Source organism: Streptomyces sp. NPDC107575, from assembly GCF_055657265.1.
Map to the genome: position 1 here is coordinate 740,437 of NZ_JBVKBG010000003.1, position 25,427 is coordinate 765,863.

Annotated in this window: 23 protein-coding genes; 13 read left to right on the forward strand and 10 right to left on the reverse strand. The window is 70.1% G+C overall.

The window, feature by feature from the left end:
* The first annotated feature begins 152 nt into the window (after positions 1-152).
* Positions 153-1,061 (forward strand): SGNH/GDSL hydrolase family protein, encoded by a 909-nt coding sequence (locus tag ACZ7L4_RS16650; protein ID WP_472103132.1) that lies wholly within the window; start codon positions 153-155, stop codon positions 1,059-1,061.
* A 32-nt stretch (positions 1,062-1,093) separates the two neighbouring features.
* The gene (locus tag ACZ7L4_RS16655) at positions 1,094-2,095 is read left to right on the forward strand and encodes an aldose epimerase family protein (protein WP_472103134.1); all 1,002 of its coding nucleotides are present in this window, start codon (positions 1,094-1,096) and stop codon (positions 2,093-2,095) included.
* Positions 2,096-2,127: 32 nt separating this feature from the next.
* On the opposite strand, the gene ACZ7L4_RS16660 is transcribed toward ACZ7L4_RS16655, so the two are convergent.
* The gene (locus tag ACZ7L4_RS16660; RefSeq protein WP_472103136.1) at positions 2,128-4,584 is read right to left on the reverse strand and encodes a beta-glucosidase; all 2,457 of its coding nucleotides are present in this window, start codon (positions 4,582-4,584) and stop codon (positions 2,128-2,130) included.
* 111 nt (positions 4,585-4,695) lie between these two features.
* Between ACZ7L4_RS16660 and ACZ7L4_RS16665 the strand changes: the two genes are divergently transcribed.
* Complete coding sequence (locus ACZ7L4_RS16665) at positions 4,696-5,280, forward strand: TetR/AcrR family transcriptional regulator (protein ID WP_422407152.1); 585 nt, start codon at positions 4,696-4,698, stop codon at positions 5,278-5,280.
* Here ACZ7L4_RS16665 and ACZ7L4_RS16670 read toward each other — a convergent pair.
* The 3 genes from ACZ7L4_RS16670 to ACZ7L4_RS16680 form a co-directional block, all read right to left on the reverse strand.
* Entirely contained in the window at positions 5,277-6,101 is an 825-nt protein-coding gene (locus tag ACZ7L4_RS16670) for an EI24 domain-containing protein (RefSeq protein ID WP_472103138.1), read from the reverse strand. The genes ACZ7L4_RS16665 and ACZ7L4_RS16670 overlap by 4 nt on opposite strands.
* Positions 6,102-6,140: 39 nt before the next feature.
* Positions 6,141-6,563, reverse strand: a complete 423-nt coding sequence (locus ACZ7L4_RS16675; RefSeq protein WP_450809591.1) for an organic hydroperoxide resistance protein — start codon at positions 6,561-6,563, stop codon at positions 6,141-6,143.
* Between the two features lie 114 nt (positions 6,564-6,677).
* Positions 6,678-7,703, reverse strand: coding sequence for an NADP-dependent oxidoreductase (locus tag ACZ7L4_RS16680; protein WP_450809590.1), 1,026 nt, complete (start codon positions 7,701-7,703; stop codon positions 6,678-6,680).
* Between the two features lie 125 nt (positions 7,704-7,828).
* On the opposite strand from ACZ7L4_RS16680, the gene ACZ7L4_RS16685 reads away from it, so the two are divergent.
* On the forward strand, positions 7,829-8,266 hold the full coding sequence (locus tag ACZ7L4_RS16685; RefSeq protein ID WP_450809589.1) for a MarR family winged helix-turn-helix transcriptional regulator: 438 nt from the start codon (positions 7,829-7,831) through the stop codon (positions 8,264-8,266).
* A gap of 16 nt (positions 8,267-8,282) precedes the next feature.
* On the opposite strand, the gene ACZ7L4_RS16690 is transcribed toward ACZ7L4_RS16685, so the two are convergent.
* Positions 8,283-8,948, reverse strand: coding sequence for an SCO2400 family protein (locus tag ACZ7L4_RS16690; RefSeq protein ID WP_472103141.1), 666 nt, complete (start codon positions 8,946-8,948; stop codon positions 8,283-8,285).
* 214 nt (positions 8,949-9,162) lie between these two features.
* Here ACZ7L4_RS16690 and ACZ7L4_RS16695 point away from each other — a divergent pair, with 214 nt between their 5' ends.
* The 8 genes from ACZ7L4_RS16695 (at position 9,163) to ACZ7L4_RS16730 (ending at position 19,097) form a co-directional block, all read left to right on the forward strand.
* Complete coding sequence (locus ACZ7L4_RS16695; RefSeq protein WP_472103143.1) at positions 9,163-10,320, forward strand: mandelate racemase/muconate lactonizing enzyme family protein; 1,158 nt, start codon at positions 9,163-9,165, stop codon at positions 10,318-10,320.
* Complete coding sequence (locus ACZ7L4_RS16700; protein ID WP_472103145.1) at positions 10,317-11,324, forward strand: zinc-dependent alcohol dehydrogenase; 1,008 nt, start codon at positions 10,317-10,319, stop codon at positions 11,322-11,324. The genes ACZ7L4_RS16695 and ACZ7L4_RS16700 overlap by 4 nt, the downstream gene beginning before the upstream one ends.
* Positions 11,325-11,508: 184 nt before the next feature.
* Positions 11,509-12,465: a hypothetical protein gene (locus ACZ7L4_RS16705; RefSeq protein WP_472103147.1), complete on the forward strand. Its 957-nt coding sequence runs from the start codon at positions 11,509-11,511 to the stop codon at positions 12,463-12,465.
* A 160-nt stretch (positions 12,466-12,625) separates the two neighbouring features.
* Entirely contained in the window at positions 12,626-13,741 is a 1,116-nt protein-coding gene (gene chvE, locus ACZ7L4_RS16710) for a multiple monosaccharide ABC transporter substrate-binding protein (RefSeq protein WP_472103149.1), read from the forward strand.
* Between the two features lie 30 nt (positions 13,742-13,771).
* Positions 13,772-15,322, forward strand: coding sequence for a multiple monosaccharide ABC transporter ATP-binding protein (gene mmsA, locus ACZ7L4_RS16715; RefSeq protein WP_472103151.1), 1,551 nt, complete (start codon positions 13,772-13,774; stop codon positions 15,320-15,322).
* A complete protein-coding gene (mmsB, locus tag ACZ7L4_RS16720; RefSeq protein ID WP_472103153.1) occupies positions 15,319-16,572 on the forward strand; it encodes a multiple monosaccharide ABC transporter permease in 1,254 nt (417 codons plus the stop codon). The genes mmsA and mmsB overlap by 4 nt, the downstream gene beginning before the upstream one ends.
* Positions 16,573-16,608: 36 nt before the next feature.
* A complete protein-coding gene (locus ACZ7L4_RS16725) occupies positions 16,609-17,781 on the forward strand; it encodes an aldose epimerase family protein (RefSeq protein ID WP_472103155.1) in 1,173 nt (390 codons plus the stop codon).
* A gap of 98 nt (positions 17,782-17,879) precedes the next feature.
* On the forward strand, positions 17,880-19,097 hold the full coding sequence (locus ACZ7L4_RS16730) for a pyridoxal phosphate-dependent aminotransferase (protein WP_472103157.1): 1,218 nt from the start codon (positions 17,880-17,882) through the stop codon (positions 19,095-19,097).
* Positions 19,098-19,100: 3 nt separating this feature from the next.
* Here the strand turns inward: ACZ7L4_RS16730 and ACZ7L4_RS16735 are convergent, their stop codons facing one another.
* Positions 19,101-19,565 (reverse strand): RrF2 family transcriptional regulator, encoded by a 465-nt coding sequence (locus tag ACZ7L4_RS16735; RefSeq protein ID WP_472103159.1) that lies wholly within the window; start codon positions 19,563-19,565, stop codon positions 19,101-19,103.
* A gap of 120 nt (positions 19,566-19,685) precedes the next feature.
* On the opposite strand from ACZ7L4_RS16735, the gene ACZ7L4_RS16740 reads away from it, so the two are divergent.
* Entirely contained in the window at positions 19,686-20,621 is a 936-nt protein-coding gene (locus tag ACZ7L4_RS16740) for a sulfite exporter TauE/SafE family protein (RefSeq protein ID WP_472103161.1), read from the forward strand.
* Positions 20,622-20,635: 14 nt separating this feature from the next.
* Here ACZ7L4_RS16740 and arfA read toward each other — a convergent pair whose 3' ends face one another.
* Genes arfA through ACZ7L4_RS16760 form a run of 4 tightly spaced genes read right to left on the reverse strand, consistent with a single transcriptional unit; the run spans position 20,636 to position 25,316 of the window.
* On the reverse strand, positions 20,636-22,141 hold the full coding sequence (arfA, locus tag ACZ7L4_RS16745; protein WP_472103163.1) for an arabinosylfuranosidase ArfA: 1,506 nt from the start codon (positions 22,139-22,141) through the stop codon (positions 20,636-20,638).
* Positions 22,142-22,168: 27 nt separating this feature from the next.
* Positions 22,169-23,032: a carbohydrate ABC transporter permease gene (locus ACZ7L4_RS16750; protein ID WP_472103165.1), complete on the reverse strand. Its 864-nt coding sequence runs from the start codon at positions 23,030-23,032 to the stop codon at positions 22,169-22,171.
* Complete coding sequence (locus tag ACZ7L4_RS16755; RefSeq protein ID WP_472103167.1) at positions 23,029-23,970, reverse strand: carbohydrate ABC transporter permease; 942 nt, start codon at positions 23,968-23,970, stop codon at positions 23,029-23,031. Before ACZ7L4_RS16755 ends, ACZ7L4_RS16750 begins: the two co-directional genes overlap by 4 nt.
* Complete coding sequence (locus ACZ7L4_RS16760) at positions 23,967-25,316, reverse strand: extracellular solute-binding protein (protein WP_472103169.1); 1,350 nt, start codon at positions 25,314-25,316, stop codon at positions 23,967-23,969. The genes ACZ7L4_RS16755 and ACZ7L4_RS16760 overlap by 4 nt, the downstream gene beginning before the upstream one ends.
* Positions 25,317-25,427 lie beyond the last annotated feature (111 nt).

Genomic DNA, 25,427 nt, shown 5'->3' on the forward strand with positions numbered 1-25,427 from the left:
AGCAGCGCAAGGAGTGTGACGTACTGTCGGTCCCGGGGCTCACAAACACCGACCTTTCACCCGGCGGGACGCAACCCCGACCCCGCGTACGACGTCAGAAGGGTCGGATCGGGTCGGGATCGGTGAGGGCGAGCGAGAGGGCAGGAGGGCCGATGCGGAAGCGCAGCGAGCGGTCGTTCGCCGTTCGGGCCGCTGTCGCCGCCGCCACGGCCGCCGTGCTCGCGGCCGGCTCGCTCGTCGCGTGCGATGCCGCCGGTGACAACTCCCCCGGCCCTTCGGGCTCCCCGAGCTCCGCGAAGCCGTCGCCGAAGCCCACTCCCACGTGGGACACGAAGCCCCGGTCGGTTGCCGCGGTGGGCGACTCGATCACGCGCGGCTTCGACGCCTGCTCGGTGCTGTCAGACTGCCCCAAGGTGTCGTGGGCGACGGGGACGGACAAGTCGGTCAAGAGTCTGGCCGTGCGGTTGCTGGGTGAGAGCCGCGCCAGGACGCACAGTTGGAACCATGCGCGGACCGGCGCGCGGATGGCCGACCTGCCCGAGCAGATGAACCGGGCGGCGGCCGAGAAGCCGGAGCTGGTGACGGTCATGGCGGGTTCGAACGACGCGTGCCGGCCGTCTGCCGCCGGGATGACCCCGGTCGCGGAGTTCCGGGCCGACTTCCAGGAATCCCTGCGGCAGTTGCGGCGGACGGCTCCCAAGGCGCAGGTGTACGTGCTGAGCGTCCCGGACCTCAAGCGGCTCTGGTCGCAGGGGCGGGTCAATCCGCTGGGCAAGCAGGTGTGGAAGCTCGGCATCTGTGCGTCGATGCTGGCCGATCCGGACGACCTGAACTCGGCGGCCACCGCGCGGCGGGACTCCGTGCAGGCGCGCGTGGTGGCGTACAACGAGGTGCTGCGCGAGGTCTGCGCGAAGGACAAGAAGTGCCGGTACGACGGCGGGGCCGTGTTCGGGTACAAGTTCGGGCAGGCGCAGTTGAGCGAGTGGGACTGGTTCCACCCGAGCATCGACGGACAGGCCCGGCTCGCCGCGCTCGCGTACCGCGGGGTGACCGCGAGGTAGCCGGGGAAGAGGCCGGGCGTAAGGTCGCGATCATGCGCAGCGAACTCTTCGGCACTCTGCCGGACCCCGATGGCACGCCCGTCCACCGCTGGACCCTGGAACGGGACGGGGTGCGGGTACGCGTCCTGACGTACGGCGGGATCCTGCAGTCGGTGGAGGTGCCCGACCGGGACGGCGCGGTCGCCGACGTGGTGCTCGGGTTCGCGGACCTCGACGGGTATCTGACGCACCCGGAGCCGTATCTGGGCGCGATCGTCGGGCGGTACGCGAACCGGATCGCGGGCGGCCGGTTCCCGCTCGACGGCCGGATCTACCACCTCGCGCAGAACAACGCGCCGAACGCGCTGCACGGCGGCGAGCGCGGCTTCGACAAGCGGGTGTGGGACGCGGAGGCCTTCGGGGAGCACGGGGTGCGGCTGAGCCGGGTGTCGCCGCACGGCGAGGAGGGGTACCCCGGGCGGGTCGAGGTCTCGGTGACGTACACGCTGGAGGCGGGCGGTGTCCTGCGGATCGCGTACGAGGCCGTGACCGACGCGCCGACGCCGGTGAACCTGACCAATCACACCTACTGGAACCTCGGCGGGGCGCGCTCCGGGAGTGCGGTGGGCGGTCATGAGCTGCGGATCGACGGCGGGCGTGTGACGGCCGTCGACGACACGCTCATTCCGACCGGTGAGCTGCTGGACGTCACCGGGACGCGGTTCGACTTCCGGGAGAGCCGGAAGGTGGGGGCGGGGTACGACCACAACTATGTGCTCGACAAGGGGGTGAGCGGCGAGGCCGTGGAGGTGGCCGAGCTGCACGATCCGGCGTCGGGGCGGGTGCTGAGCGTTGCCACGACCGAGCCGGGGGTGCAGTTGTACACGTCGGACGGGTTCGACGAGTCGTTGCCGTTCGCCGCCGGCGATGGGGTCGCGTTGGAGACGCAGCACTTTCCGGACTCGCCGAACCGGGTGGGGTTTCCGTCGACCGTGGTGCGGCCGGGGGACGTGTATCGGTCGGAGACGGTGTATCGGTTCGGGAACCGGGGTTGACGTCTCGGGGCTCTGCCCCCGGGCCCCGCGCCTCAATCGCCGGCGGGGCTTGAAATGCGGGCTCGGGCGCGGGTGTCCGTGAGGGAGCGGCCTGCCACCACCTCGTACGGGCCCGGGACGGAGGACCACGCATGTGTCGTCTCGTCCCAGATCTCGAAGGCTCGGCGCGGGAGGTCGATCGTGGCCGACACGCTCTCGCCGGGGGCCGCCGTCACGGTCGCGAAGCCGGCGAGCCAGCGGGCGGGGCGGTGCTCGTCGGGGGCGGCTGGTGACACGTACACCTGGACGATCTCGCGCCCCGGCCGGTCCCCGGTGTTGCGCACGTGGACCGTCGCCGTCGTGCCGTGGACCTCGATCGACTCGTACGTCCAGTCGGTGTAGCCGAGGCCGTGACCGAAGGGGTAGGCGGGCGTCGTGCCCGCCCTGTCCCAGGCGCGGTAGCCGATGAAGACGCCCTCGGTGTACGGGAGTTCGCCCTCCACCGGTGTCACCTGGGCGACCGGGGCGTCGGCCAGTGGGCCCCACGTGGTGGGGAGGCGGCCGCCCGGTTCCTCGGCGCCGGTGAGGACGTCGGCGAGGGCGGCGCCGCCCTCCTGGCCGGGGAACCAGGAGAGGAGTACGGCGGCTACGTCGTCGCGCCACGGCAGCTCCACCGGGGAGCCGGAGTTGACGACCACCACGGTGTTCGGGTTGGCGGCGGCGACCGCGCGGACGAGGTCGTCCTGGCGGCCCGGGAGTCGGAGGTCGGCGCGGTCGAAGCCCTCGGACTCGACGCGGTCCGTCGTGGCGACCACGACGACGGCGACCTCGGCTTCGCGCGCGGCGGCGACGGCCTCGGCGAGCAGCGCGTCCTCGTCCCGGCGCGGGTCGAGGTGCACGAGGCTGAACATCACGGCGGGCAGCGGCATGGCGAGGGACTTGTCGAGGGTGTGGAGGAGCGAGACCTCCACCGGGCGGCCCTCCGTCAGGGTCACCTTGCCGCGTTCGGCGGGCGCGCCGAAGAACGCCTCGAAGGGGTCGGACTCCGCGCCCATGGCCTGCACGCCCTCGTAGAGGACCGTGCCGTCGACGGTGAGGGTGAAGGCGCCGAGGCCGCGGGTGCCGAAGGCGTGGTCGCCGCTCTCGCGCGGGGTGAAGGTGCCCGTCACCTCGATGCTGTGGAGCGCCTCGTGGGTGACACCGGCCGGCAGGTCGGCGCCGAGCCACTGGACCTGGCCGTTCGGGAGCGTGCCCTCGCCGAGGACGGTGCCTTCGGCGTCGCGGCAGACGGCACGGAGCGTGAACCCCTTGTCGGCGACGGCGAGTTCGTCGCTCGGGTCGGCGCCGACGCTGTACGTCAGGGACGGCAGCGCGGCGCTCAGGCCGTCGAGCGGCGAGACGACGCGGGACGGGAAGACGGTGGCGGAGCCGCCGCCGAGGACGCGGGCGTCGCGCGCGGCGGCCCCGATGAGGGCGACCCGGGCGTCCGGACGCAGCGGCAGGACACCGGAGTTGCGGACGAGGACGAAGGAGCGGTGGGCGAGCTCGCGGGCCAGTGCCTCGCCGTCGACCTCCGCCGGGAGGTCCGTGACGGCGGGTTCGGCGCCCTCAAGGGCGCCGACGCGCGCCGCGAGCCGCAGCACGTTGCGCACGGCCGCGTCGACCTCGGACTCGTCGACCGCGCCGGAGCGGACGGCCGCCACGAGCGCCGGTCCGTACACCGTCTGCGGGCCGGGCATCGCGACGTCCAGGCCGCCCTTGATGTCCCCGACGGTGGAGCGGGCGGCCATCCAGTCGGAGACGTTGAAGCCGTCGAAGCCCCACTCGCCGCGCAGGATCTCGTTCACGAGGTGGCGGTGCTCGGTCATGGTGGTGCCGTTGACCGAGTTGTAGGCGGTCATGACGCCCCACGGCCGGGCGCCCAGGGTGATGGCCTCGAAGGGGGCCAGGTACAGCTCGCGCAGGGCCCGCTCGGAGACCAGGTTGTTGACCGTGAAGCGGTCCGTCTCCGCGTCGTTCGCCACGTAGTGCTTCATGGTCGTGCCGACGCCGCCGGACTGCACGCCCTGGACGTAGCCGGTGCCCATGAGTCCGGCGAGGTACGGGTCCTCGCTGTACGTCTCGAAGTGGCGGCCGCCGAGCGGGGAGCGGTGCAGGTTCACGGTCGGGGCGAGCAGCACGTGGACGCCCTTGCGGCGGGCCTCCTGGGCGAGCAGCACCCCCGCGCGGCGCGCGAGCGCCGGGTCCCAGGTGGCGCCGAGCGCGGTCGGGGACGGCAGCGCGATCGACGGGTCGTCGGCGCTCCAGCGCACGCCCCGCACGCCGATGGGGCCGTCGGACATGACGAGGGACTTCAGGCCGATCTCCGGGACCGCGGGCAGCGACCACATGTCCTGGCCGCCGAGCATGCGGGCCTTGGTGTCCAGGTCGAGCTTGCCGAGCGCGGCCTCCACCGCCGCCTCGCGGGCCTGGTCGGTCCGCTGCCTGCCGTCGTCCGCCTGCTGAGCCATGCCGGCACCTCCACGTCGAAGTCTGGGCGCCTCCATCCTGCACCCGCTACCTGTAGAGTGGTAGGTTTCGTTATTCGGTCGTTATCTATGGGGTGAAGGGGTGCCACGACCGTGCCGTACGGTGACCGCATGAGCAGCACCAGGACCGCCAGGAGCCAGGAACGTCGGGCCGAGATCCTGCGGGCGGCGCTCGACGTCATCGCCGAGCGCGGATACCGGGGCGCGAGCCTGGCGGCGGTGGCCGAGCGCGTGGGGCTGACCCAGCAGGGGCTGCTGCACCACTTCCCCACGAAAGAGGCGCTGCTCGTCGCGGTCCTCGAGGAGCGCGACCAGTGGGACTCGGTGCCCAGCAGCCAGTGGCGGCTCGATCTGCTCGGCACGCTGGTCGAGTACAACGCGATGCGGCCCGGGATCGTGCAGACCTTCTCGGCGCTGCTCGGTGAATCGGTGACCGAGGGGCATCCGGCGCGGGAGTTCTTCACGACGCGCTACACCGGCGTACGGGAGTCGATGGCCGAGGTGCTGCGCGCCGAGTACGGGGAGCGGCTGCCGGGCGGGCTCACGCCCGAGCGGGCCGCGCCGCTGCTCGTCGCGGTCCTCGACGGGCTGCAGTACCAGTGGCTGCTCGACCCGGAGGCCGTGGACATGCCCGGCGCGGTGCGCGACTTCCTGGGACTGCTGGCCGCGGAGGGCTAGTTGGTCCAGCCCTGGCCGTGCGGAGCCGGCCACTGCGTCTCGGGCCCCGGAGCCTGGGCCTGCGCCGGACCCGGCGTCCCCTGCTCGCCCTCCAGCTCACGCACCATCAGCGTCGCGCCGGCGACCGCCCCCGGCATCAGGAACACCGCGACGAACGGCACCAGGAACGCGAGCGCGAGCGGCGTACCGAAGCCCCACGCGAGGCCGCGGCGCGAGCGCAACACGGCGAGACGCTCACGGACTTCGCGGTTTCGGCGCTGCCACGCCACCGACGTCAGCTCCTCCGTGAGGAAGTAGCCGGTGACGAAGAAGCCGATGACCGGGACCACGGTCTGGCCGATGAACGGGACGAACCCGAGGGCGAAGAGGAGGATGCCCCACAGGGCGGCGCGCACGAGCAGCCGCAGGCTGTCACGGGCGGAGATCCACAGTTCCCGCATGAGGGAGAGGCCGGACTCCGGCGCGTGGCCGCCGCTCTCGGAGCGGTCGACCTCCTCGGACAGCGACTCGTAGAAGGGCTGGCCGATCAGCAGGGTCACCGCGGTGAAGGTGAGCACCGCGAGCAGCAGGGCGAGGGCGAAGAGGACCGCCGTGAGGAAGCCGCGGAACAGGCCCTGCCACGGGGACGTCCAGTCGTCGGCGAAGGGCGTGGACCAGGAGACGAAGTCGCCGCCCCAGACGCCGAGGCAGACCAGCGCCGCCGCGTACAGCACGAGGGTGATCAACCCCGGCAGCAGGCCCCAGCCGTACTGCTTTCCGTGCTGGGCAACCCAACGCTGCCCCTTCATCAAATAGCCGAAGCCCGCCCCGAGATCACGCATGGCGCAACCCTACGGGACGGGCCCGACCGCACATCAAGCTCAGACGGAGAGCGTGACCGTGATGTTGCCGCGGGTCGCCTTGGAGTACGGGCAGACCTGGTGGGCCTTCTCGACCAGGGCCTTGGCGGCGGCCGCGTCCACGTTCGGGATGGCGGCGGAGATCTCGACGATGATGCCGAAGCCCTCGTCGTTCTTGCCGATGCCGACGTTGGCGGTGACGGTCGAGCCGGAGACGTCGACACCCTCCTGGCGGGCGACGACGGCGAGCGCGCCCTGGAAGCAGGCGCTGTAGCCGGCCGCGAAGAGCTGCTCGGGGTTGGTGCCCTCGCCGGAGCCGCCCTGCTCCTTGGGCGGGTTGACGACGAGGTCGAGCTTGCCGTCGCTGGTGGAGACGCGGCCGTCGCGGCCGTTCTCCGCGGTGGCGGTGGCGGTGTAGACGACGTCGGACTGCGTGATGGCCATGACCGGCTCCCTCGTTCGCGCGTATGACTCTTTCGTTTTGCGGAACGAGGTTACCGAATCATGGAATCAATGGATGTGGCGGGGGTCACCCCACCCGCATCCGGGCGCGGGAGATCAGAGCTTGACGATCATCTTTCCGGTGTTGTCGCCGCGCAGTACCCCGAGGAACGCCTCCAGGTTGTTCTCGATGCCCTCGACGAACGTCTCGCGGTACTTCAGCTCGCCGGAGCGGACCCACGCGCCGACCTCCTGCACGAACTGCGGCTGCAGGTCGTAGTGGTCGCCGACGAGGAAGCCCTCGATGCGGCCGCGGGTCTGGATGAGGCGGGAGAGGTTGCGCGGGCCGGGGGCCGGCTCCGTGTTGTTGTAGACGGAGATCGCGCCGCAGATGGCGATGCGGCCGTCGCGGTTCAGGCGGGCGATGGCGGCCTCCAGGTGGTCGCCGCCGACGTTGTCGAAGTAGGCGTCGACGCCGTCGGGAGCGGCCTCCTTCAGGAGCGTGTGGACGTCGCCCGTCTTGTAGTTGAAGGCGGCGTCGAAGCCGTACTCCTCCAGGAGCAGCTTGACCTTCTCGTCCGAGCCGGCCGAGCCGATGACCCGCGAGGCGCCCTTGAGCTTGGCGATCTGGCCGACCTGGCCGCCGACCGCGCCCGCGGCGCCGGACACGAAGACGCTGTCGCCCTCCTTGAAGTCCAGCGTGCGCAGCAGGCCCGCGTAGGCGGTCAGGCCCGTCATGCCGAGGACACCGAGGTACGTGGACAGGGGCGCGGCGTCCGGGTCGACCTTCACAGCCTGCTTCGCGTCGAACGTCGCGTACTCGCGCCAGCCGAAGAAGTGCAGCACGTGGTCGCCGACGGCCACACCCTCGTCGTTCGAGGCCAGGACGACGCCGACGGCTCCGCCCTGCATGGCCTTGCCCAGCTCGTACGGGGCGACGTAGGACTTCGCGGCGCTCATCCGGCCGCGCATGTACGGGTCCACGGAGGAGTACAGGTTCTTGACCAGGACCTGACCGGGGCCCGGCTCGGCCACCGGGGCCTCGCGCAGCTCGAAGTCCTCGGGCTTCGGCCAGCCCACGGGGCGGCTGAGCAGGACCCACTCGCGGCCGGTGGCGGGGATCTGGGGGGTGTCGGCGGTCATGCGCTGATCCTTTGTCGAGGGGGCGGAAGCACGTGGGCCGAAGCATGCAAAAAATACTTCAGTACCTGAAACAACAATGCTCCTGAATATTTCAGGATGTCAAGCAACTGGGTACTCTGGACCACATGGCCGCAACGAGTTCCCCCCGCACGGACCCCCTCACGCTCGAGGTCGTCGAGCTGATCGGGGAGATCGTCGCGCGCTACCACCAGGAGTACGAGGAGGCCGCCTCGCGGCACGGGCTCACCGGGGCGCAGGCGCGCGTGCTCGGGCTGCTCTCCCTGGAGCCGCTGCCGATGCGGCAGGTGGCGCAGCGGCTGAAGTGCGAGCCCTCGAACGTGACGGGGATCGTGGACCGCCTGGAGGGCCGCGGCCTCGTGGAGCGGCAGCCCTCGCCGGGCGACCGCCGGGTGAAGGTGGCCGCCGCCACCGCGGAGGGGCGCCGGATCGCGCGGACCCTGCGCGAGACGCTCGACTTCGCGCGGGAGCCGCTTGCCGGCCTTTCGCAGGAGGAGCGGGTGGCGTTCCGGGACATGCTGCGGCGGATGCTCGGCGCGGGCTGAGACCGCCCCCGCACCCTTACGTGCACCACCACAGGAAGCGCTCGCACGTGGCCGACGGGTCCGGCTCGGCGGTGGGCGTGGCCGACGCCGAACGGGATGCCGAGGGAGCCGGCCCCGAGCTCTCGGAGGAGCGGGGCCCGGACGTGGCCGGGGCCGGGCGGGTCGACCGGTGCGTCGCCTCGGCGTCCACCGGACCCGAGGACCGCGTGCGCTCCGGCCGCGGCGGCGTCGAGGCGGGGGCCGACGACGTACGCGTGGCGCGGGACGCGGGCGGGGTGGAGCGTTCGGCGGTGACGGACGGGGACACGGTGTCGGCGTCCGGCGTAACGGTCGCGGTCGTGTCGGGAGCCGCCCGGGTGCGGGAGCCGTCGTCCGAGGGCCCCTCGTTCAGCTGAGCGACGCCGAGGCCGACGCCGCCGGCGACGAGCGCGATGCCCGCCGTGGCCAGCAGGACGCGGCCGCGCCGCCGGGAGCGCGCGGAGCGGCGCGTCGAGCGGTGCGAGCGCCGCCTGCCCCGCGTCCGGGCCGGCGCCACCTCCCCGCCCGGCTCGTCGTCGGCCGCCCCCTCCTGTGCGGCGACCCACTCCCCGTACGCGCGCACGGCGTCGACCGGCGTGCCGCAACCCGGGCATGCCAGGGCGCCGTTGAGGTGTCTGTGGCACGGATGGCAGTAGTCGTCCATGACCAACGGAGGCTAGGCGCAGGGCCGGTGAGGGAAAAAGTCCGTGCTGTGAATCTTCTGTACGGAACGCGACCGCGGCCGATCGGCCACCGACCCATGCGGACCGGTCGCGCGTACCTGCGCAGACCATTGACACCCCGATGAGGCCGACTTACTGTCTCGCCAGCATTTCGAACGTGTGACGAAATTTCGAACAGCACAGGGGGCAACTGCCTTGCGGATCACGGGAATCAGCACGCACGTGGTCGGGACTCCGTGGCGGAACCTGACCTACGTACAGGTGCACACCGACGAAGGACTCACCGGTGTCGGCGAGACCCGGATGCTGGGCCACACCGACGCGCTCATCGGTTACTTGCACGAGGCGCAGGCCAACCACATTGTCGGCTCCGACCCGTTCGCCGTCGAGGACCTCGTACGGCGCATGAAGTACGGCGACTACGGCCGGGCCGGCGAGATCGTCATGTCCGGCATCGCCGTGATCGAGATGGCCTGCTGGGACATCAAGGGCAAGGCCCTCGGCGTACCGGTGTGGCAGCTGCTCGGCGGCAAGGTGACCGACAAGGTCAAGGCGTACGCGAACGGCTGGTACACCACCGAGCGCACCCCGGAGGCGTACCACAAGGCCGCGCAGGCGGTGATGGAGCGCGGGTACAAGGCGCTGAAGATCGACCCGTTCGGCACCGGGCACTTCGAGCTGGACCACGAACAGTCCCTGTACGCCGTGTCGTTGATCGAGGCCGTGCGCGACGCCATCGGTCCGGACGCCGAGCTGATGCTGGAGATGCACGGGCGGTTCTCGCCCGCGACGGCGGTGCGCCTTGCCAAGGACCTGGCCCCGTTCAAGCCCGCATGGCTGGAGGAGCCGGTGCCGCCGGAGAACCTCAAGGCGCTGGAGAAGGTGGCCGCGAAGGTGGAGATGCCGGTGGCGACCGGCGAGCGGATCCACGACCGGATCGAGTTCCGGGAGCTGTTCGAGAGCCAGGCCGTCGACATCCTGCAGCCGGACGTCGGGCACATCGGCGGCATCTGGGAGACCCGGAAGCTGGCGGCCACGGCGGAGACGCACTACATGCTGGTGGCTCCGCACAATGTGGGCGGGCCCGTGCTGACCGCCGCTTCGCTGCAGGTGGGTTTCTCCACGCCCAACTTCAAGATCCTCGAGCACTTCAACGACTTCGCGGACGCCGAGATCAAGAAGGTCGTGAAGGGCGCGCCGCAGGTCGTCGACGGCTACTTCGAGCTGTCCCACGAGCCGGGCCTCGGCGTCGAGTTGGATGTCGACGCGGCGGCCGAGTTCCCGCAGCAGCAGGCCCGGTTCGACCTGTGGGCCGAGGGCTGGGAGAAGCGCGACCCGAAGGCGGCGTCGTGAGCTCCGCCGTCGTCGTCGAGGCGCCCGGCAAGCACCGGGTCGTACCGCACGAGCCCACCGAGCCGGGTCCCGGCGACGCGCGCGTGCGCGTGCACGCCGTGGGCATCTGCGGCAGCGACCGCGAGGTGTACCAGGGCAACAGGCCCGAGGGGTACGTGCGTTACCCGCTGACGCCGGGACACGAGTGGTCCGGCGTCGTGGACGCGGTGGGCGAGGGGGTGCCGGGCGGGCTCGTCGGGCGCAAGGTCGTCGGCGAGGGGTTCCGCAACTGCCAGGTGTGCGAGCGGTGCCACGCGGGTGAGACGACACTGTGCACGGACGGGTACGAGGAGACCGGGTTCACCCAGCCCGGGGCCATGGCCACGACGTTGGTGCTGCCCGCGCGGCTGCTGCACGTGCTGCCCGACGACGCCGATCTCACCGCCGCCGCGCTGCTCGAACCCGCGGCGTGCATCGCCGCCGCCGCGATCAAGGCGCAGGCGCTGCCCGGTCAGCGGGTGGGCGTGGTCGGGACCGGGACGCTCGGGATGTTCGCCGTGCAGTTCCTCGCGGCGGCGTCCCCGGCGGAGCTGGTGGTCGTCGGCACACGGGACGAACGGGCTGCTCTGGCGCGGCAGTTCGGCGGGACCGACTTCCGGCTGCGCACGGACGTGCTGCCGGACGACCTCGACGTCGTCATCGAGACCGCCGGGTCCGCGTCCGCGGCGCGTACGGCGGCGTCCTTGCTGCGGCGGGGCGGGCGGCTCGTGCTGACCGGGATTCCGGCGGCGGGGGCGGCGGAGGGGCTCGACCCGACGGATCTCGTGGTGCGGCAGCTGGAAGTCCAGACCGTGTTCGGGGCCGCGGCGGATGCGTGGGCGCATGCGGTGCGGATGTTCGGGGCGGGGTTGCTCGATCCGTTGCCGCTCGTGACGCACCAGGTGCCGTTGGAGCGGTTCGCCGAGGCCATCGAGTGGGTGGGGGCGGGTGACCCTGCGGTCGGCAAGGTGCTGTTGAGGCCTTAGCCACGCGAGCGTCCCGCGGCACCGGGGTCTTGCGGGGCTCTGCCCCGCACCCCGCTGCTCAATCGCCGCAGGGGCTTGATCAGCCCAACCCGCCGGGAGGGCCCGAGAAGTCCGAACCCCGCTGGGAGGGACCCGAGGAGTTCGAACTTCATCCGAAATCTCGAACAACCAGAAAAGGACCACCGTGACCCACACACCCCGCCGCCCCGGCGAACCCGCGCTCTCCGCTCTCGGGCTGAGCGCCCCCGAGCACTCCCCCGCCGACACCTCGCCGCACACGTTCCCCGACGGTGGCACCTGGCGGACCGAGATTCCCTCGGTCGAAGGGCCTGAGGCCCTCGCCACCGTGCTCAAGGAGTCCTCGCGGCTCGACGTGCCCATCCACCGGATCAGCCAGGGCAGCGGCATCTGGATGCTGCGGGACTCCGAGATCCAGGAGATGGTCGAGGCCACCGCCGAACGGGACATCGAACTCTGCCTGTTCACCGGGCCGCGCGGCTCCTGGGACACCGGTGCCTCCGTGCGCACCGACTCGGGCGGCGCGGGGCTGCGCGCCCGGGGGCACGACGCCGTCGCCGGGTGCGTCGAGGACGCCGTACGGGCGACGGAGCTGGGCGTGAAGTGTCTGCTCGTCGCCGATGAAGGCGTGCTGTGGACGCTGCACCGGGCGCGGCAGCAGGGCGTCGTCCCGGGCGACACCACGCTCAAGGTGTCCGCGCTCGTCGGGCCCGTGAACCCCGCCTCGTACGCCGTGTACGAGCGGCTCGGGGCCGACTCGCTCAACGTGCCGAGCGACCTCACGCTCGCGCACCTCACCGAGATCCGGCGGGTCTCCGCCGCGCCCATGGACATGTACGTCGAGGCGCCCGACGACCTCGGCGGCTATGTCCGGATGTACGAGATCGCCGAACTGGTGCGCCGCGGCGCCCCGTTGTACCTGAAGTTCGGCCTGGCCAAGGCGCCGGCGATCTACCCGTACGGGGCCCAGCTGCGCGACGTCACGCTGGACACCGCCCGCGAGCGCGTGCGCCGGGGCCGGCTCGCGCTCGATCTGCTGGAGCGGCACGGGGCCGCCGGCGGGATGTCACCGCTGGGTTCGCGGCTGCCCGGAGCGCTGAGCCGGTTCGACACGGGCGAATAACGTTCCGGGCACGCAACTTCCCAGAAGTGGACAGGGCCGCGCAGAATCCAACGCATCTCCACTCGGTTCAACCCACGCTCCGCGCAAGGGACTTCGCACCGCCCGAGCACCACCGAGCTCCGCCCCGCAGTTGTGCACTCACACATCAAGGATGATGACCATGCGAAACCGCCGAGCCGTCCTCACCGCGATAGCCGCGTCCGCGTCCCTCGCGCTCACCCTGTCCGCCTGCGGCCAGAGCAGCGAGGGCGGCAGCAAGGACGAGAAGAAGAGCGCGAAGGGCTCCACCGTCGGCATCGCGATGCCGACCAAGTCCTCCGAGCGGTGGATCGCCGACGGCAACAACGTTGTCAAGTCGCTGAAGGCGAAGGGTTACAAGACCAAGCTGGCGTTCGGTGAGGACGACCCCGACCAGCAGGTCTCGCAGATCGAGAACATGATCACCCAGGGCGTCTCCGCGCTGATCATCGCCTCGATCGACAACAAGTCCCTCACCAACGTGCTCCAGGAGGCGAAGGACGCGAACATTCCGGTGATCGCGTACGACCGCCTGATCCTGGACTCGAAGAACGTCGACTACTACGCGACGTTCGACAACGAGAAGGTCGGCGAGCTGCAGGCCGGCGCGATCGTCAAGAAGCTGGGCCTGGACAGCGGCAAGAAGGGCCCGTTCAACCTGGAGCTGTTCGCCGGTTCCAACGACGACAACAACACCAAGTACTTCTTCAACGGCGCGATGTCGGTGCTCAAGCCGTACATCGACAAGAAGCAGCTCGTCGTGAAGTCCGGGCAGACCAAGCTCAACCAGGTCACGACGCTGCGCTGGGACGGCGCCACCGCGCAGAAGCGCATGGACGACATCCTGACCTCGACGTACAAGAGCGACAAGGTCGACGCCGTGCTCTCGCCGTACGACGGCATCTCCATCGGCATCCTCTCCGCGCTGAAGTCCGACGACTACGGCACGAAGGCCAAGCCGCTGCCGGTGGTCTCCGGTCAGGACGCCGAGGTCGCCTCCGTGAAGTCGATCATCGCGGGCCAGCAGTACGCGACGGTCTACAAGGACACCCGCAAGCTCGCGGAGGTGTCCGTGGACATGGTCGACGACGTGCTCAACGACAAGAAGCCCAAGGTCAACGACACGAAGACGTACGACAACGGCGCAAAGGTCGTCCCGTCGTACCTGCTCACCCCGGTCAGCGTCGACAAGACCAACTACGAGAAGACGCTCATCGACAGCGGCTACTACACCAAGTCCGACCTGGGCCTGAAGTAGCCCGCACCCGTCTCAGAGAAGGGCACGACCATGGCGGGACCCGTCCTGGAAATGCGCTCGATCGTCAAGACCTTTCCCGGCGTCAAGGCGCTGTCGGACGTCTCCCTGAGCGTCCGTCCCGGCGAGGTCCACGCCATCTGCGGGGAGAACGGCGCCGGAAAGTCCACCCTCATGAAGGTGCTCTCCGGCGTCCACCCGCACGGAAGTTACGAAGGGGACATCCTCTTCGAGGGGGAGCACTGCGAGTTCAAGGACATCAACGCCAGTGAGGCGCACGGCATCGTCATCATCCACCAGGAGCTGGCCCTCGTGCCGTTCCTGTCGATCGCCGAGAACATGTTCCTCGGCAACGAGCACGCGAGCCGCGGCTTCATCAACTGGCACGAGACGCTGGGCCACGCGACGCGCCAGCTGCGCCGCGTCGGCCTGAACGAGAACCCCAACACCCGCGTCGCCGACATCGGCGTGGGCAAGCAGCAGCTCGTGGAGATCGCCAAGGCGCTCGCCAAGGAGGTGAAGCTGCTGATCCTGGACGAGCCGACGGCCTCCCTGAACGACGAGGACTCGGACACGCTCCTCGATCTGATCCTGGAGCTCAAGGACCAGGGCATCACCTCGATCATCATCTCGCACAAGCTGAACGAGATCCGCAAGGTCGCCGACTCGGTGACGATCCTGCGCGACGGCCGCACCGTCGAGACCCTCGACGTGCGGGCGCCGGAGACCACCGAGGACCGGATCATCTCCGGGATGGTCGGCCGGGACCTCGACAACCGCTTCCCCGACCGCACCCCGCACCAGCCCGAGGCGGGCGCCGCGCCGGCCATGGAGATCCGCAACTGGACGGTGCGCCACCCGATCGACCGCGAGCGCAAGGTCGTCGACGACGTCTCGCTCACGGTGCGCCGCGGCGAGATCGTCGGCATCGCGGGCCTGATGGGCGCGGGCCGCACCGAACTGGCGATGAACGTCTTCGGGCGTACGTACGGCAGGTACGCGGGCGGCGTCGTCCTCAAGGACGGCGAGGAGATCAGCACGCGGCACGTCTCCGACGCGGTCGGGCACGGGATCGCGTACGTCACCGAGGACCGCAAGCACTACGGCCTCAACCTCATCGACACCATCGGCCGCAACATCACGATGAGCGCCCTGGACAAGGTCGCCAAGCGCGGGGTCGTGAACGAGCACGAGGAGCGGCAGGTCGCCGAGGGCTACCGCAAGTCGATGAACATCAAGGCCCCGACGGTGTTCGAGCCGGCGGGCAAGCTGTCGGGCGGCAACCAGCAGAAGGTCGTCCTCAGCAAGTGGATCTTCGCGGGCCCCGATGTGCTGATCCTCGACGAACCGACGCGCGGCATCGACGTCGGCGCCAAGTACGAGATCTACACGGTCATCGACAAGCTCGCGGCCGAGGGCAAGGCGGTCGTCTTCATCTCCTCCGAGCTGCCCGAGCTGCTCGGCATGTGCGACCGCATCTACACGATGGCCGCGGGCCGCCTGACCGGCGAGGTGCCGCGCGCCGAGGCGACGCAGGAATCGCTGATGCGCCTGATGACGAAGGACAAAGAGGTAGCGCGATGAGCACGAACGTGACGGACAAGATCCCGGCGGCCGCGCCGCCACCGCCGCCCCGCAAGGCGGGCGAGGCGGCCGGGGGCGGGCTGCTCCAGCTGGTCGTCGACGGCATGCGCCGCAACATGCGCCAGTACGGGATGCTGATCGCGCTCGGCCTCCTTGTCGCCGTCTTCGCCGTGTGGACCGACGGCGACCTGATCCTGCCGCGCAACGTCTCCAACCTGGTGCTGCAGAACAGCTACATCCTGATCCTCGCGATCGGCATGATGCTGGTGATCATCGCGGGCCATATCGACCTGTCCGTCGGCTCGTTGACGGCGTTCGTCGGCTCGATGGCGGCGGTCCTCACGGTCAGCCACGACGTGTCCTGGCCCGTCGCCATGATCCTCTGCCTGGTGATGGGCGGCATCGCCGGTTCCATCCAGGGCTGGCTCATCGCGTACGGCGGCATACCGTCGTTCATCGTGACCCTCGCCGGCATGCTGGTGTGGCGCGGGCTCACCGAGATCCTGCTCAAGGGACAGACGCTCGGCCCGTTCCCCGACGGACTGCAGAAGATCGGCAACGGCTTCCTGCCGCAGGTCGGCCCGAACACGAACTACCACAACCTCACGCTGCTGCTCGGTGTCGTGCTCGCCGCCGCCGTGGTCTGGCAGGAGCTGCGCGACCGGCGCAGGCAGCGCGAATTCTCCCTGGACGTCGTCCCGTTCAACCTGTTCGTGCTGAAGCTCGTCGCGATCGTCGCGGCCATCGCGGTCGTGACGCTGCTGCTCGCCAGCTACAAGGGCACCCCGATCGTCCTGATCATCCTCGGCGTCCTGGTGGTCGGCTACGGCTATGTGATGCGCAACTCGATCTTCGGCCGGCACATCTACGCGATCGGCGGCAACCTCCCGGCGGCGAAGCTGTCCGGCGTGAAGGACAAGAAGGTCTCCTTCTACGTCTTCCTGAACATGGGCGTGCTCGCGGCCCTGGCCGGCCTGGTCGTCGCGGCCCGGCTGAACGCGGCCTCGCCGAAGGCGGGTCTCAACTTCGAACTCGAGGCGATCGCCGCGTCGTTCATCGGCGGCGCGTCGATGAGCGGCGGCGTCGGCACCATCCTCGGCGCGATCATCGGCGGTCTCGTCCTCGGCGTGCTGAACAACGGCATGAACCTGCTCGGCGTCGGCTCCGACTGGCAGTCGGTGATCAAGGGCCTTGCCCTGCTCGCCGCGGTCGGCTTCGACGTGTGGAACAAGCGCAAGTCCGGTTCGTAAGTCAGGTTTCGCATCTCACTTCTGGAGCCGCACACCATGGAACTGAGCAGACGTACGGTCATGGCCTCCGCCGCGGCGGCCGGTGTCGCAGCCACCGCGCTCGGCGGCACGGCGCACGCGTCGGGAGGCACCTCCGCACACGCGTCGGGAGGCAGGAAGCCCGTGAAGGAGCCCTTCGGCAAGCTCGCCGACGGCACGAAGATCTACCGCTGGTCCCTCGAGAACGGCGGCACCCGCCTCAAGGTCCTCAACTACGGCGGCATCGTCCAGTCGCTCGAACTCCCGGACCGCCGCGGCAAGTACGTGAACGTCTCCCTCGGCTACGACACCATCGAGGAGTACGTCGCCGGCACCACGTTCTTCGGCGCCACCATCGGCCGCTACGGAAACCGCATCGCCAAGGGGAAGTTCACCCTCGACGGCAAGGCCTACCAGGTCTCGGTCAACGACGGCGAGAACTCGCTGCACGGCGGCGCCAAGGGCTTCAACACGCGGGTGTGGGACATCGAGCCCTTCACCTCCGGCCCGGACGTCGGCCTGCACATGCACTACACGTCCGTCGACGGCGAGATGGGCTACCCGGGCACACTGAAGACCACGGTCACGTACACCCTGACGGCGCGCGGCGACTGGCGCATCGACTACGAGGCGACGACGGACAAGGCGACCGTCGTGAACCTCACGAACCACACCTACTTCAACCTCGCGGGCGAGGGCAGCGGCACGATCTACGACCACGAGCTGACGCTGGCCGCCTCCCGCTACACGCCCACCGACGCGGGCCTCATCCCGACCGGTGAACTGGCGAAGGTCACGGGCACCCCGTTCGACTTCCGCAAGGCGAAGCCCATCGGCCGCGACATCCGCGACGCCCACCCGCAGCAGATCCTCGCCAAGGGCTTCGACCACAACTGGGTGATGGACAAGGGCATCACGGCGAAGCCGGAGCTGGTGGCGACGCTGCGCGACCCGGTCTCGGGCCGCACCCTGAAGATCGCCACGGACCAGCCGGGCCTGCAGTTCTACTCGGGCAACTTCCTCGACGGCACGCTCGTCGGCCAGTCGGGGCGCACCTACCGGCAGGGCGACGGCCTGGCCCTGGAGACCCAGCACTTCCCGGACTCCCCGAACCAGCCGAAGTTCCCGTCGACGGTGCTGCGGCCCGGCGAGACGTACCGGACGACGACGGTGCACTCGTTCGGCACCTGAGCACTTTGAACTGCCTGAGCACCTGAGCACCACCCGTTGAACACCGCCCCGCCCGTATCCGTATGACATGCCACCACGGATACGGGCGGAGGCATGTGATGAGCGGAAGCGTGGTCTCGCTGTTCCAGGGGGCGACGGCCCACTCCCCCTCCTACGGCCAGCTGACGCGGGCCGGGGCGGTCGGCGCCGGCGGCGAGGTCGTCGACTTCTGCATCCCCTGCAACCCCTACTTCCCCACTCCGGGGATGCTGGATACGCTCCGCGACCGGCTGCACGAGATCCTCACGTACTACCCCAGCAGCGCCGAGCACATCACCGCCGAGCTGTGCCAGGTCCTCGGCCTCAACCCCCAGACCGTGGCCATGGGCAACGGCTCCACCGAGCTCATCACGTGGATCGACCACCTGCTGGTCCGCGAGTCCCTCGCCGTGCCGGTGCCGACGTTCGGGCGGTGGACGGACCAGCCGATGGAGACGGGCAAGCGGGTCGACATGTTCCCGCTGCCCGAGCGCGACGGGTTCGCGCTCGACCCGGCGGCGTACGCCGAGTTCATCCACGCGCGCGGCTCGCGCGCCGCCGTCGTCTGCAACCCCAACAACCCCGACGGCGGCCTGCTCCCCCGCCGCGCCCTGCTGACCCTCATCGACGAACTCCGGCACCTCGACCTGATCGTCATCGACGAGTCCTTCCTCGACTTCGCCGACACCGAGGGCGGCCGGGACCCCAGCCTCGTGCAGGAGGCGGTGCTGCGCCCGAACGTGATCGTGCTGCGCAGCCTCGGCAAGAACTTCGGCCTGCACGGCGTGCGCTTCGGCTACCTGGTCGCGAACCCGGGCCTGGCGGGGAAGGTGCGGTCGATGCTCCCGAAGTGGAACCTCAACGCCTTCGCCGAGACGGTCGTCTTCATGCTCCGCGAGCACCGCCAGGAGTACGCCGACAGCATCCGCCAGGTGTGCCGCGACCGCCAGGACATGCGCTGGCACCTGGCACGCCTGCGCCCGCTCACCGTCTACCCCTCGCAGGGCAACTTCCTCTACGTGCGGCTGCCCGACGGCGTCGACGGCGTGGCCGTCCGCGACCGGCTGCTCGCCGAGCACGGAGTCCTGGTGCGCGAGTGCGGCAACAAGATCGGATCGTCCAGCAGTTTCCTGCGCCTCGTGGTGCGACCCCAACCGGACGTCCTGCGCCTGGTGGCCGGTCTGGAGTCGCTCATGGGGAGCGGGAACGGAGCCGTCGTGCCCGAGCGATACGGAGGGACCACCTACAGCTCGGGCACGGCGGCGGTCGACCGCCTCATCAGGTCCGCGGGGGCCTGAGCCTCAGGGGTTGCGCCAGGCGGCGGGGTCCTCGGCCAGTTCCCGTACCGGTTCCGGCAGCCGGTCGTGCGCGAGGTCGGAGAGCGTGACGCCCTCCAGGATCTTGCGCACATTGGCCCGCAGCGCCACCCACAGCGGGAGCAGCGGTTCGGCGGGCCCGGTGTAACTGAGCGCGTTCGGCCGCTCACCGCGCACCGAGACGATGGGCCCCTCGACCGCGCGCACGACGTCGGCGACGGTGATCTCGGTGGCGGGCCGGGCGAGCAGATAGCCGCCGTTGCCGCCCCGCTTGCTCACGACGATGCAGCCGCGCCGCAGGTCGCTGAGGATCCCCTCCAGGAACTTGTGCGGAATCTCCTGTGCCGCGGCGACGGCCTCGGCCTTGATCGGCACGCCGTCCCCCTCGGCATGGACGGCGATTTCCAGGCAGGCACGTACGGCGTAGTCGGCGCGGGCGGAGATCCTCATGCGGCCATTGTCGTGGACACTCATGGATCTTCCAGCATCTGGGACGCACTTGCTTCCACCATCTGGGACACCCGGCTCATCCCTACCTTTCCCATAGGGATGGTGCGTACAGTCGCCGTCATGGACTTCTCCTGGGCGATAGTCGTGGCCGGTGCCCTGGTCGGGCTCGCGGTGGGCCTGACCGGCATGGGCGGCGGCGCGCTGATGACCCCGATCATGGTGATGCTGTTCGGCGTGAACCCGACGGCGGCGATCGGCAGCGACCTGGCCACGTCCGTGTTCATGAAGCCGTTCGGGGCGGCGGTGCATCAGCGCGCGGGGACCGTGCGCTGGGACATCGTGCGCTGGCTGCTGCCGACGGCCATGCCGGCGGCGGTGCTCGGCGCGCTCTGCCTGGGCCTGCTCGGGGACGGGGACCAGCTCCAGGAGCGGGTGAAGTACGTCATCGGGGGCGCGCTCGTCCTCGCGGTCGTGGGGATGCTGGCCCGGATGCGGCTCGACGCGCGGCGCGGCACGGGAGCGGAGGAGGCGGAGGACGCGCACGTGGCGGTCCGCCCGCTGGCCACCCTCGCGATCGGCCTGATCGGCGGCTTCATCGTCGGCATGACGTCCGTCGGCTCGGGCTCGCTGATCATCGTGATGCTGATGCTGGCGCACCCGCGCCTGAAGGCGAACCACCTCGTCGGCACGGACCTCGTCCAGGCCATCCCGGTGGTCGCGGCGGCGGCCCTCGGCCACGTGATCTTCGGCGACGTCGCCTTCGGCATGGCGGGCACGCTGCTGATCGGCGCGATCCCGGGCGTGGTCGGCGGCGCCCTCCTCTCGACCCGCATCTCCGGCCCGGCCCTCCGCTGGGCCCTGGTCACCCTCCTCGCGGGCTCGGGCCTGGCGATGTGGGGCGTGTCGGGAGTCCCCCTGCTGCTGGTGTGCGCGGTGTTCGCGGCGGTGGGCGTGACGGTGACGCTGCGGGGGCGGCGCGGCCGTTCCCTGGTGGTGGCGGGGGACGCCCACCACGCACCGGAGCCCGCTCCCGAGTCCCCTGCCGTGACGCGGTGAGCGGGCTCCCGCGGTCACGCCAGCCGGATCACGTTCCAGGACAGCGGGGCGAGTGAAGCCTTCAGGGCTGCGGCTTCCACGGTCGTGTCGGACACCGTGTGCGGGACCACGCGTTCCGGTTCCGCGAGGGTGTTGCAGGCATCCGGGTCGGCGTCGGAGAGCACGGTGTGTTCCACGACGCGGTCCAGGGAGAGGCCGTTCAGCGTCACTTCGAGCGGGAGCGTCTCCGTCTGGCTGCGGTTGACCGCGAAGACGGTGACCGTGCCGTCGTCCGCGCGGACCGCCGTCGCGTGCAGGAGGTCGGCGGTGCCGTGGCGGGCCGTGTCGTACGTGGGGCCCGAGACGCGGACGTCGAGGACCTCGCCGCGGCCGTACTTCGAGGCCGCCGCGAAGGGGTAGAACGTCGTCTGCCGCCAGGCCGGGCCGCCCGGTTCGGTCATGATCGGTGCGATGACGTTGACGAGCTGGGCGAGGCAGGCCACCGTCACGCGGTCCGCGTGGCGCAGCAGCGCGATCAGCAGCGAGCCGAAGACGACCGCGTCCGTGACCGAGTAGACGTCCTCCAGGAGGCGCGGCGCCTCGGGCCAGTCGAGGGCCGCGACCTGGGAGTGGGAGCGCGACTGGTACCAGACGTTCCACTCGTCGAAGGAGAGGTTGATCTTCTTCGGGGACTTGAGGCGGGCGCCCACGTGGTCGCAGGTCGCGACGACGTTCTCGATGAAGGACTCCATGTCCACCGCGGAGGCGAGGAAGGAGTCCCGGTCGCCGTCGTGCTCCTGGTAGTAGGCGTGCAGGGAGATGAAGTCGACCAGCTCGTACGTCTCCGCGAGGACCTTCGCCTCCCACTCGGCGAACGTCGGCATCGCCTGGCTCGAGCTGCCGCACGCGACCAGCTCCACATCCGGGTCGATCTGGCGCATCGCGCGCGCCGTCTCCGCCGCGATCCGCCCGTACTCCTCGGCCGTCTTGTGGCCGGTCTGCCAGGGGCCGTCCAGCTCGTTGCCGAGGCACCACAGGCGGATACCGAAGGGGTCCTTGTCGCCGTGCTCGATGCGGAGGTCGGACAGGGCGGTGCCGGCGGGGTGGTTCGCGTACTCCTGGAGTTCCATCGCCTCGGCCACGCCGCGCGTGCCCAGGTTCAGCGCCATCATCGGCTCGGCCTGCGGACCGAGCTTGCGCAGGAACGCGATGTACTCGGACAGGCCGAAGCGGTTCGACTCCGTGGTGCGCCAGGCCAGGTCGAGGCGGGCCGGGCGGTCCTCGACGGGGCCGACCGAGTCCTCCCACTTGTAGCCGGAGACGAAGTTGCCGCCGGGGTAGCGGATGGTCGTCACCCCCAACTCCCGTACCAGCTCAAGGACATCGGTGCGCAGGCCCGACTCGTCCGCGTGCTCGTGGCCCGGCTCGTGGATCCCGGTGTAGACGCAGCGGCCGAGGTGCTCCACGAACGAGCCGAAGAGCCGGGGGTTGACCGTGCCGACGGTGAAGGCGGGGTCGAGGGTGAAGCGTGCGGTGCGCAAGGTGTTCCCTTCCTTGAAGGACTTGGACTACTGCCCGGCCAGGCCCGTGTGGGCCACGCCCGCCACGATCTGGCGCTGGAAGAAGACGAAGACGATGATCAGCGGGAGGCCCGCCATGAGGCCGCCGGCCATCAGCTGGGCCCATTGGATGCCGTAGGAGTTCATGATCGTCGCGATGCCGTTGGGCATGGTCATCAGATCGGGGTTGTGGGTGACCATGTACGGCCACAGGAAGTTGTTCCACGAGTTGATGAACGTGAAGATGCCGACCGCGGCGAGCGAGGGCCGCGACAGCGGCAGGATGACGGTGAAGAAGATCCGCCAGCGGCCCGCTCCGTCGATGGCCGCGGCCTCCTCCAGTTCGCGCGGGACGCCCTGGAAGAACTTGTAGAGGATGTAGACCATCGACGCGTGCGCGCACTGCGGCAGGATCATGCCCCAATAGGTGTCGACCATCCCCATCTGCTGGACCGTGGTGAACAGCGGCACGCCGAGCACGGCGGGCGAGACCATCAGGCCCGCCATGACCAGACCCATCAGGGCGCCCTTGCCCCTGAACTCGGTGCGCGCGAAGCCGTATCCGGCGAGCGCGCTGGTCAGCACCACGACGGCCGTGACGCACACGGACACGACCACGGAGTTGACGAACCAGTTGGTGATGTTGCCGGTCTCGAAGATCGCGGACCAGGCCTGCCCGGTCCAGTTCTCGGGCAGCCAGTGCGTCGGCGACGCGACCGCCTCCGTCTCCGACTTCAGGGACGTGAACAGGGCCCAGGCCAGCGGCGAGAGGAACACCGCGGACACGGCCACCCCGAGGGCGGTGAGCACGATCTGGCTCACGGTCCACCCGCGGCGGGGCTTGAGGCGGATCTGCGGGGCGGTGGCGGTCATCGGGCGCCCTCCTCACGGTTGCGCAGCAGCCACATCCGCGCGAGCGCGACGGACGCGATGATCACGAAGAAGATGATGGAGGCGGCAGAGGCGTAGCCCACCCGGTAGGCGGTGAAGCCCTCTTCGAGGGTGAACTGCACGTACGTGCGCGTGGATCCCTCGGGCCCGGGCTCGAAGTCGAACATCACGACGGCCTGGTCGAAGACCTGGAGCGAGGCCAGGACCTGCAGCGTGATGACGAGCCCGGTGATGTTGCGCAGCATCGGCAGCGTGATGTGGACCATGCGGTGCCAGGCGTTCGCGCCGTCCAGCTTGGCGGCCTCGTACAGATGGGCCGGGATGCCCTGGAGGGCGGCCAGGTAGAGCAGGAAGCTGAAGCCGACCGTCCACCACAGCGTGCAGACGACGACGGCGAGCATCGCGTACGACGAGTCGGCGAGCCACGCCGTGTTCAGGCCGAAGACGTGGTTGACCATGCCCGCGGTGGGGTTGAACAGCCACTCCCACAGATTGCCCGCGACGGTCGAAGGCAGCAGGAACGGCATGAAGAAGCAGAGCCGCCACAGCCACTTCCCGCGCTCGATGTGGTGGGCCAGCATCGCGAGCAGGAACGCCATGACCGTGATGCAGGGCACGACCAGGAGCGTGAAGTACGCGCTGTGGCCGAGCGAGTCCCACAGCAGGTCGTCCTTGAGTGCCTCGCGGTAGTTGTCGAGGCCGATGAAGCTCGCGCCCTCGCCGGAGATGTTGGCGTCGGTGAACGACAGGTACAGGCCGCGCACCACCGGCCAGATCACGAAGAGGCAGAACAGCACCAGGAACGGCGCCACGAACCACCCGCCGTGCTGGAAGCCCTGCTTGCGGCGGACGGTGCCGCTCCGCGTGGTGGACCGCGCGGTCGCGGGGGCCAGGACGGGCTGCGCGCTGGTCGTGGTCATGAGACCGCACCTCCCTGGGCGGCGGTCTTGCCGTCCATCGGGTTCTTCGAGGCGAGGAGCTGGGTGAGGGCGCCCTTGAGGCGGCGGGCCGCGGCCTCGGGGCGCGCGGAGCCGGCGGACGCGGCCATCACGATCGGCCCGGTGCGCTGTCCGAGCAGCCCGGTGGAGCCGGCGAACCATGCCTTCGGCTCGGTCGCCATGTGGTTCATCGCGGACACGTACTCGCTCTGCGGCTCCATCTTTCGGTACGCGGCCGACGACAGGGTCGGCGTGTACGCGGGGATGTGGCCGCCGAGCGCCCACTTCCGGGCGTGCTTGACGACGTACGCGGCGAGCTGGTGGGCGCCCTCGTTGGCGGCGCCGCCGCGCTCGGCCTGGTGCGGGAGGACGAAGGCGTGGGACTCGGCGTGGGTGGCCTGCTTGCCGAAGACCGGTGGCAGCGGCGTCGCCCCGTACGACACCTTGGCGCTGTCGAAGACGGGCACCGACCAGTTGCCCTCCCAGGTGAACGGGGCGCCGTTCACGAACTGTTCGGCCCCGATGGCGCCCTCGACGGAGTACCCGTCGGTGACGTGCTTGCGCAGGAACTCCAGGACCTGGGTGGCCTTGTCGGTGTCGAAGGTGACCTCGGTGCGGTCGGCGCTGAACCAGGTGCCGCCGAGCTGCGTGTAGAAGGCGACGAACATCCACCACTGGATGTTCATGTCCTCGGCGTTCAGGCCGAGGGTCTGCACGCCCTTCCTGGCCGCCTTCTTGGCCTCCTTCAGCACGTCGAACCACGCGTCGGTGGAGGTGACCTCGGCCATCCGCCCGTCGGCGTCGAGCAGCCCCGCCTTCTTCAGCACGTCCTTGCGGTAGAAGCAGAGCTGGACGTGGATGTCGAGCGGCAGGCCGTAGAGCTTGCCGTCGACCGTCGCCCGCTTCCACAGGACCTGGTTGAAGTCCTCCTGCCGCACGCCGTACTTGGCGAGCAGTCCGACGTCCCAGGCATCGAGGAGGGTGCCGGGCGCGAAGCCGGGGATCCTCCCGAGGTGCATCACGGCGAGGTCCGGGGCACGGTCGCCCGACGCGGTCATCGCGAGCTTGGAGTAGTACGGATTGCCCCACTGCAGCGTGGAGTCCTTCACGTCGACGTCCGGATGCCCACGACGGAAGTCGTTCAGCATCGAGATCATGTTGTACCCGTCGCCGCCGCTGAAGAGGTTCCAGTAGCGCACGCGGGTGTCCGCGCCCGAGGCGAGCGCGTCGGCGCCCGTGCCCATGGCCGCGAATCCCAGGCTTCCCGCGACCGCCAACCCACCCGCGCCGGCGAGGAGTTGTCTGCGGTTCAGGCCAGGTCGTCCCACAACCGGCCCCTCCCTACGTCCGATATTTCGAATGCCGCCCGTAACTTCGAACGGACCGTAAAATCGAAGCGCTTGCGCGTCAATGGGTCGCGCGGGATTCGCGGGAAAAAG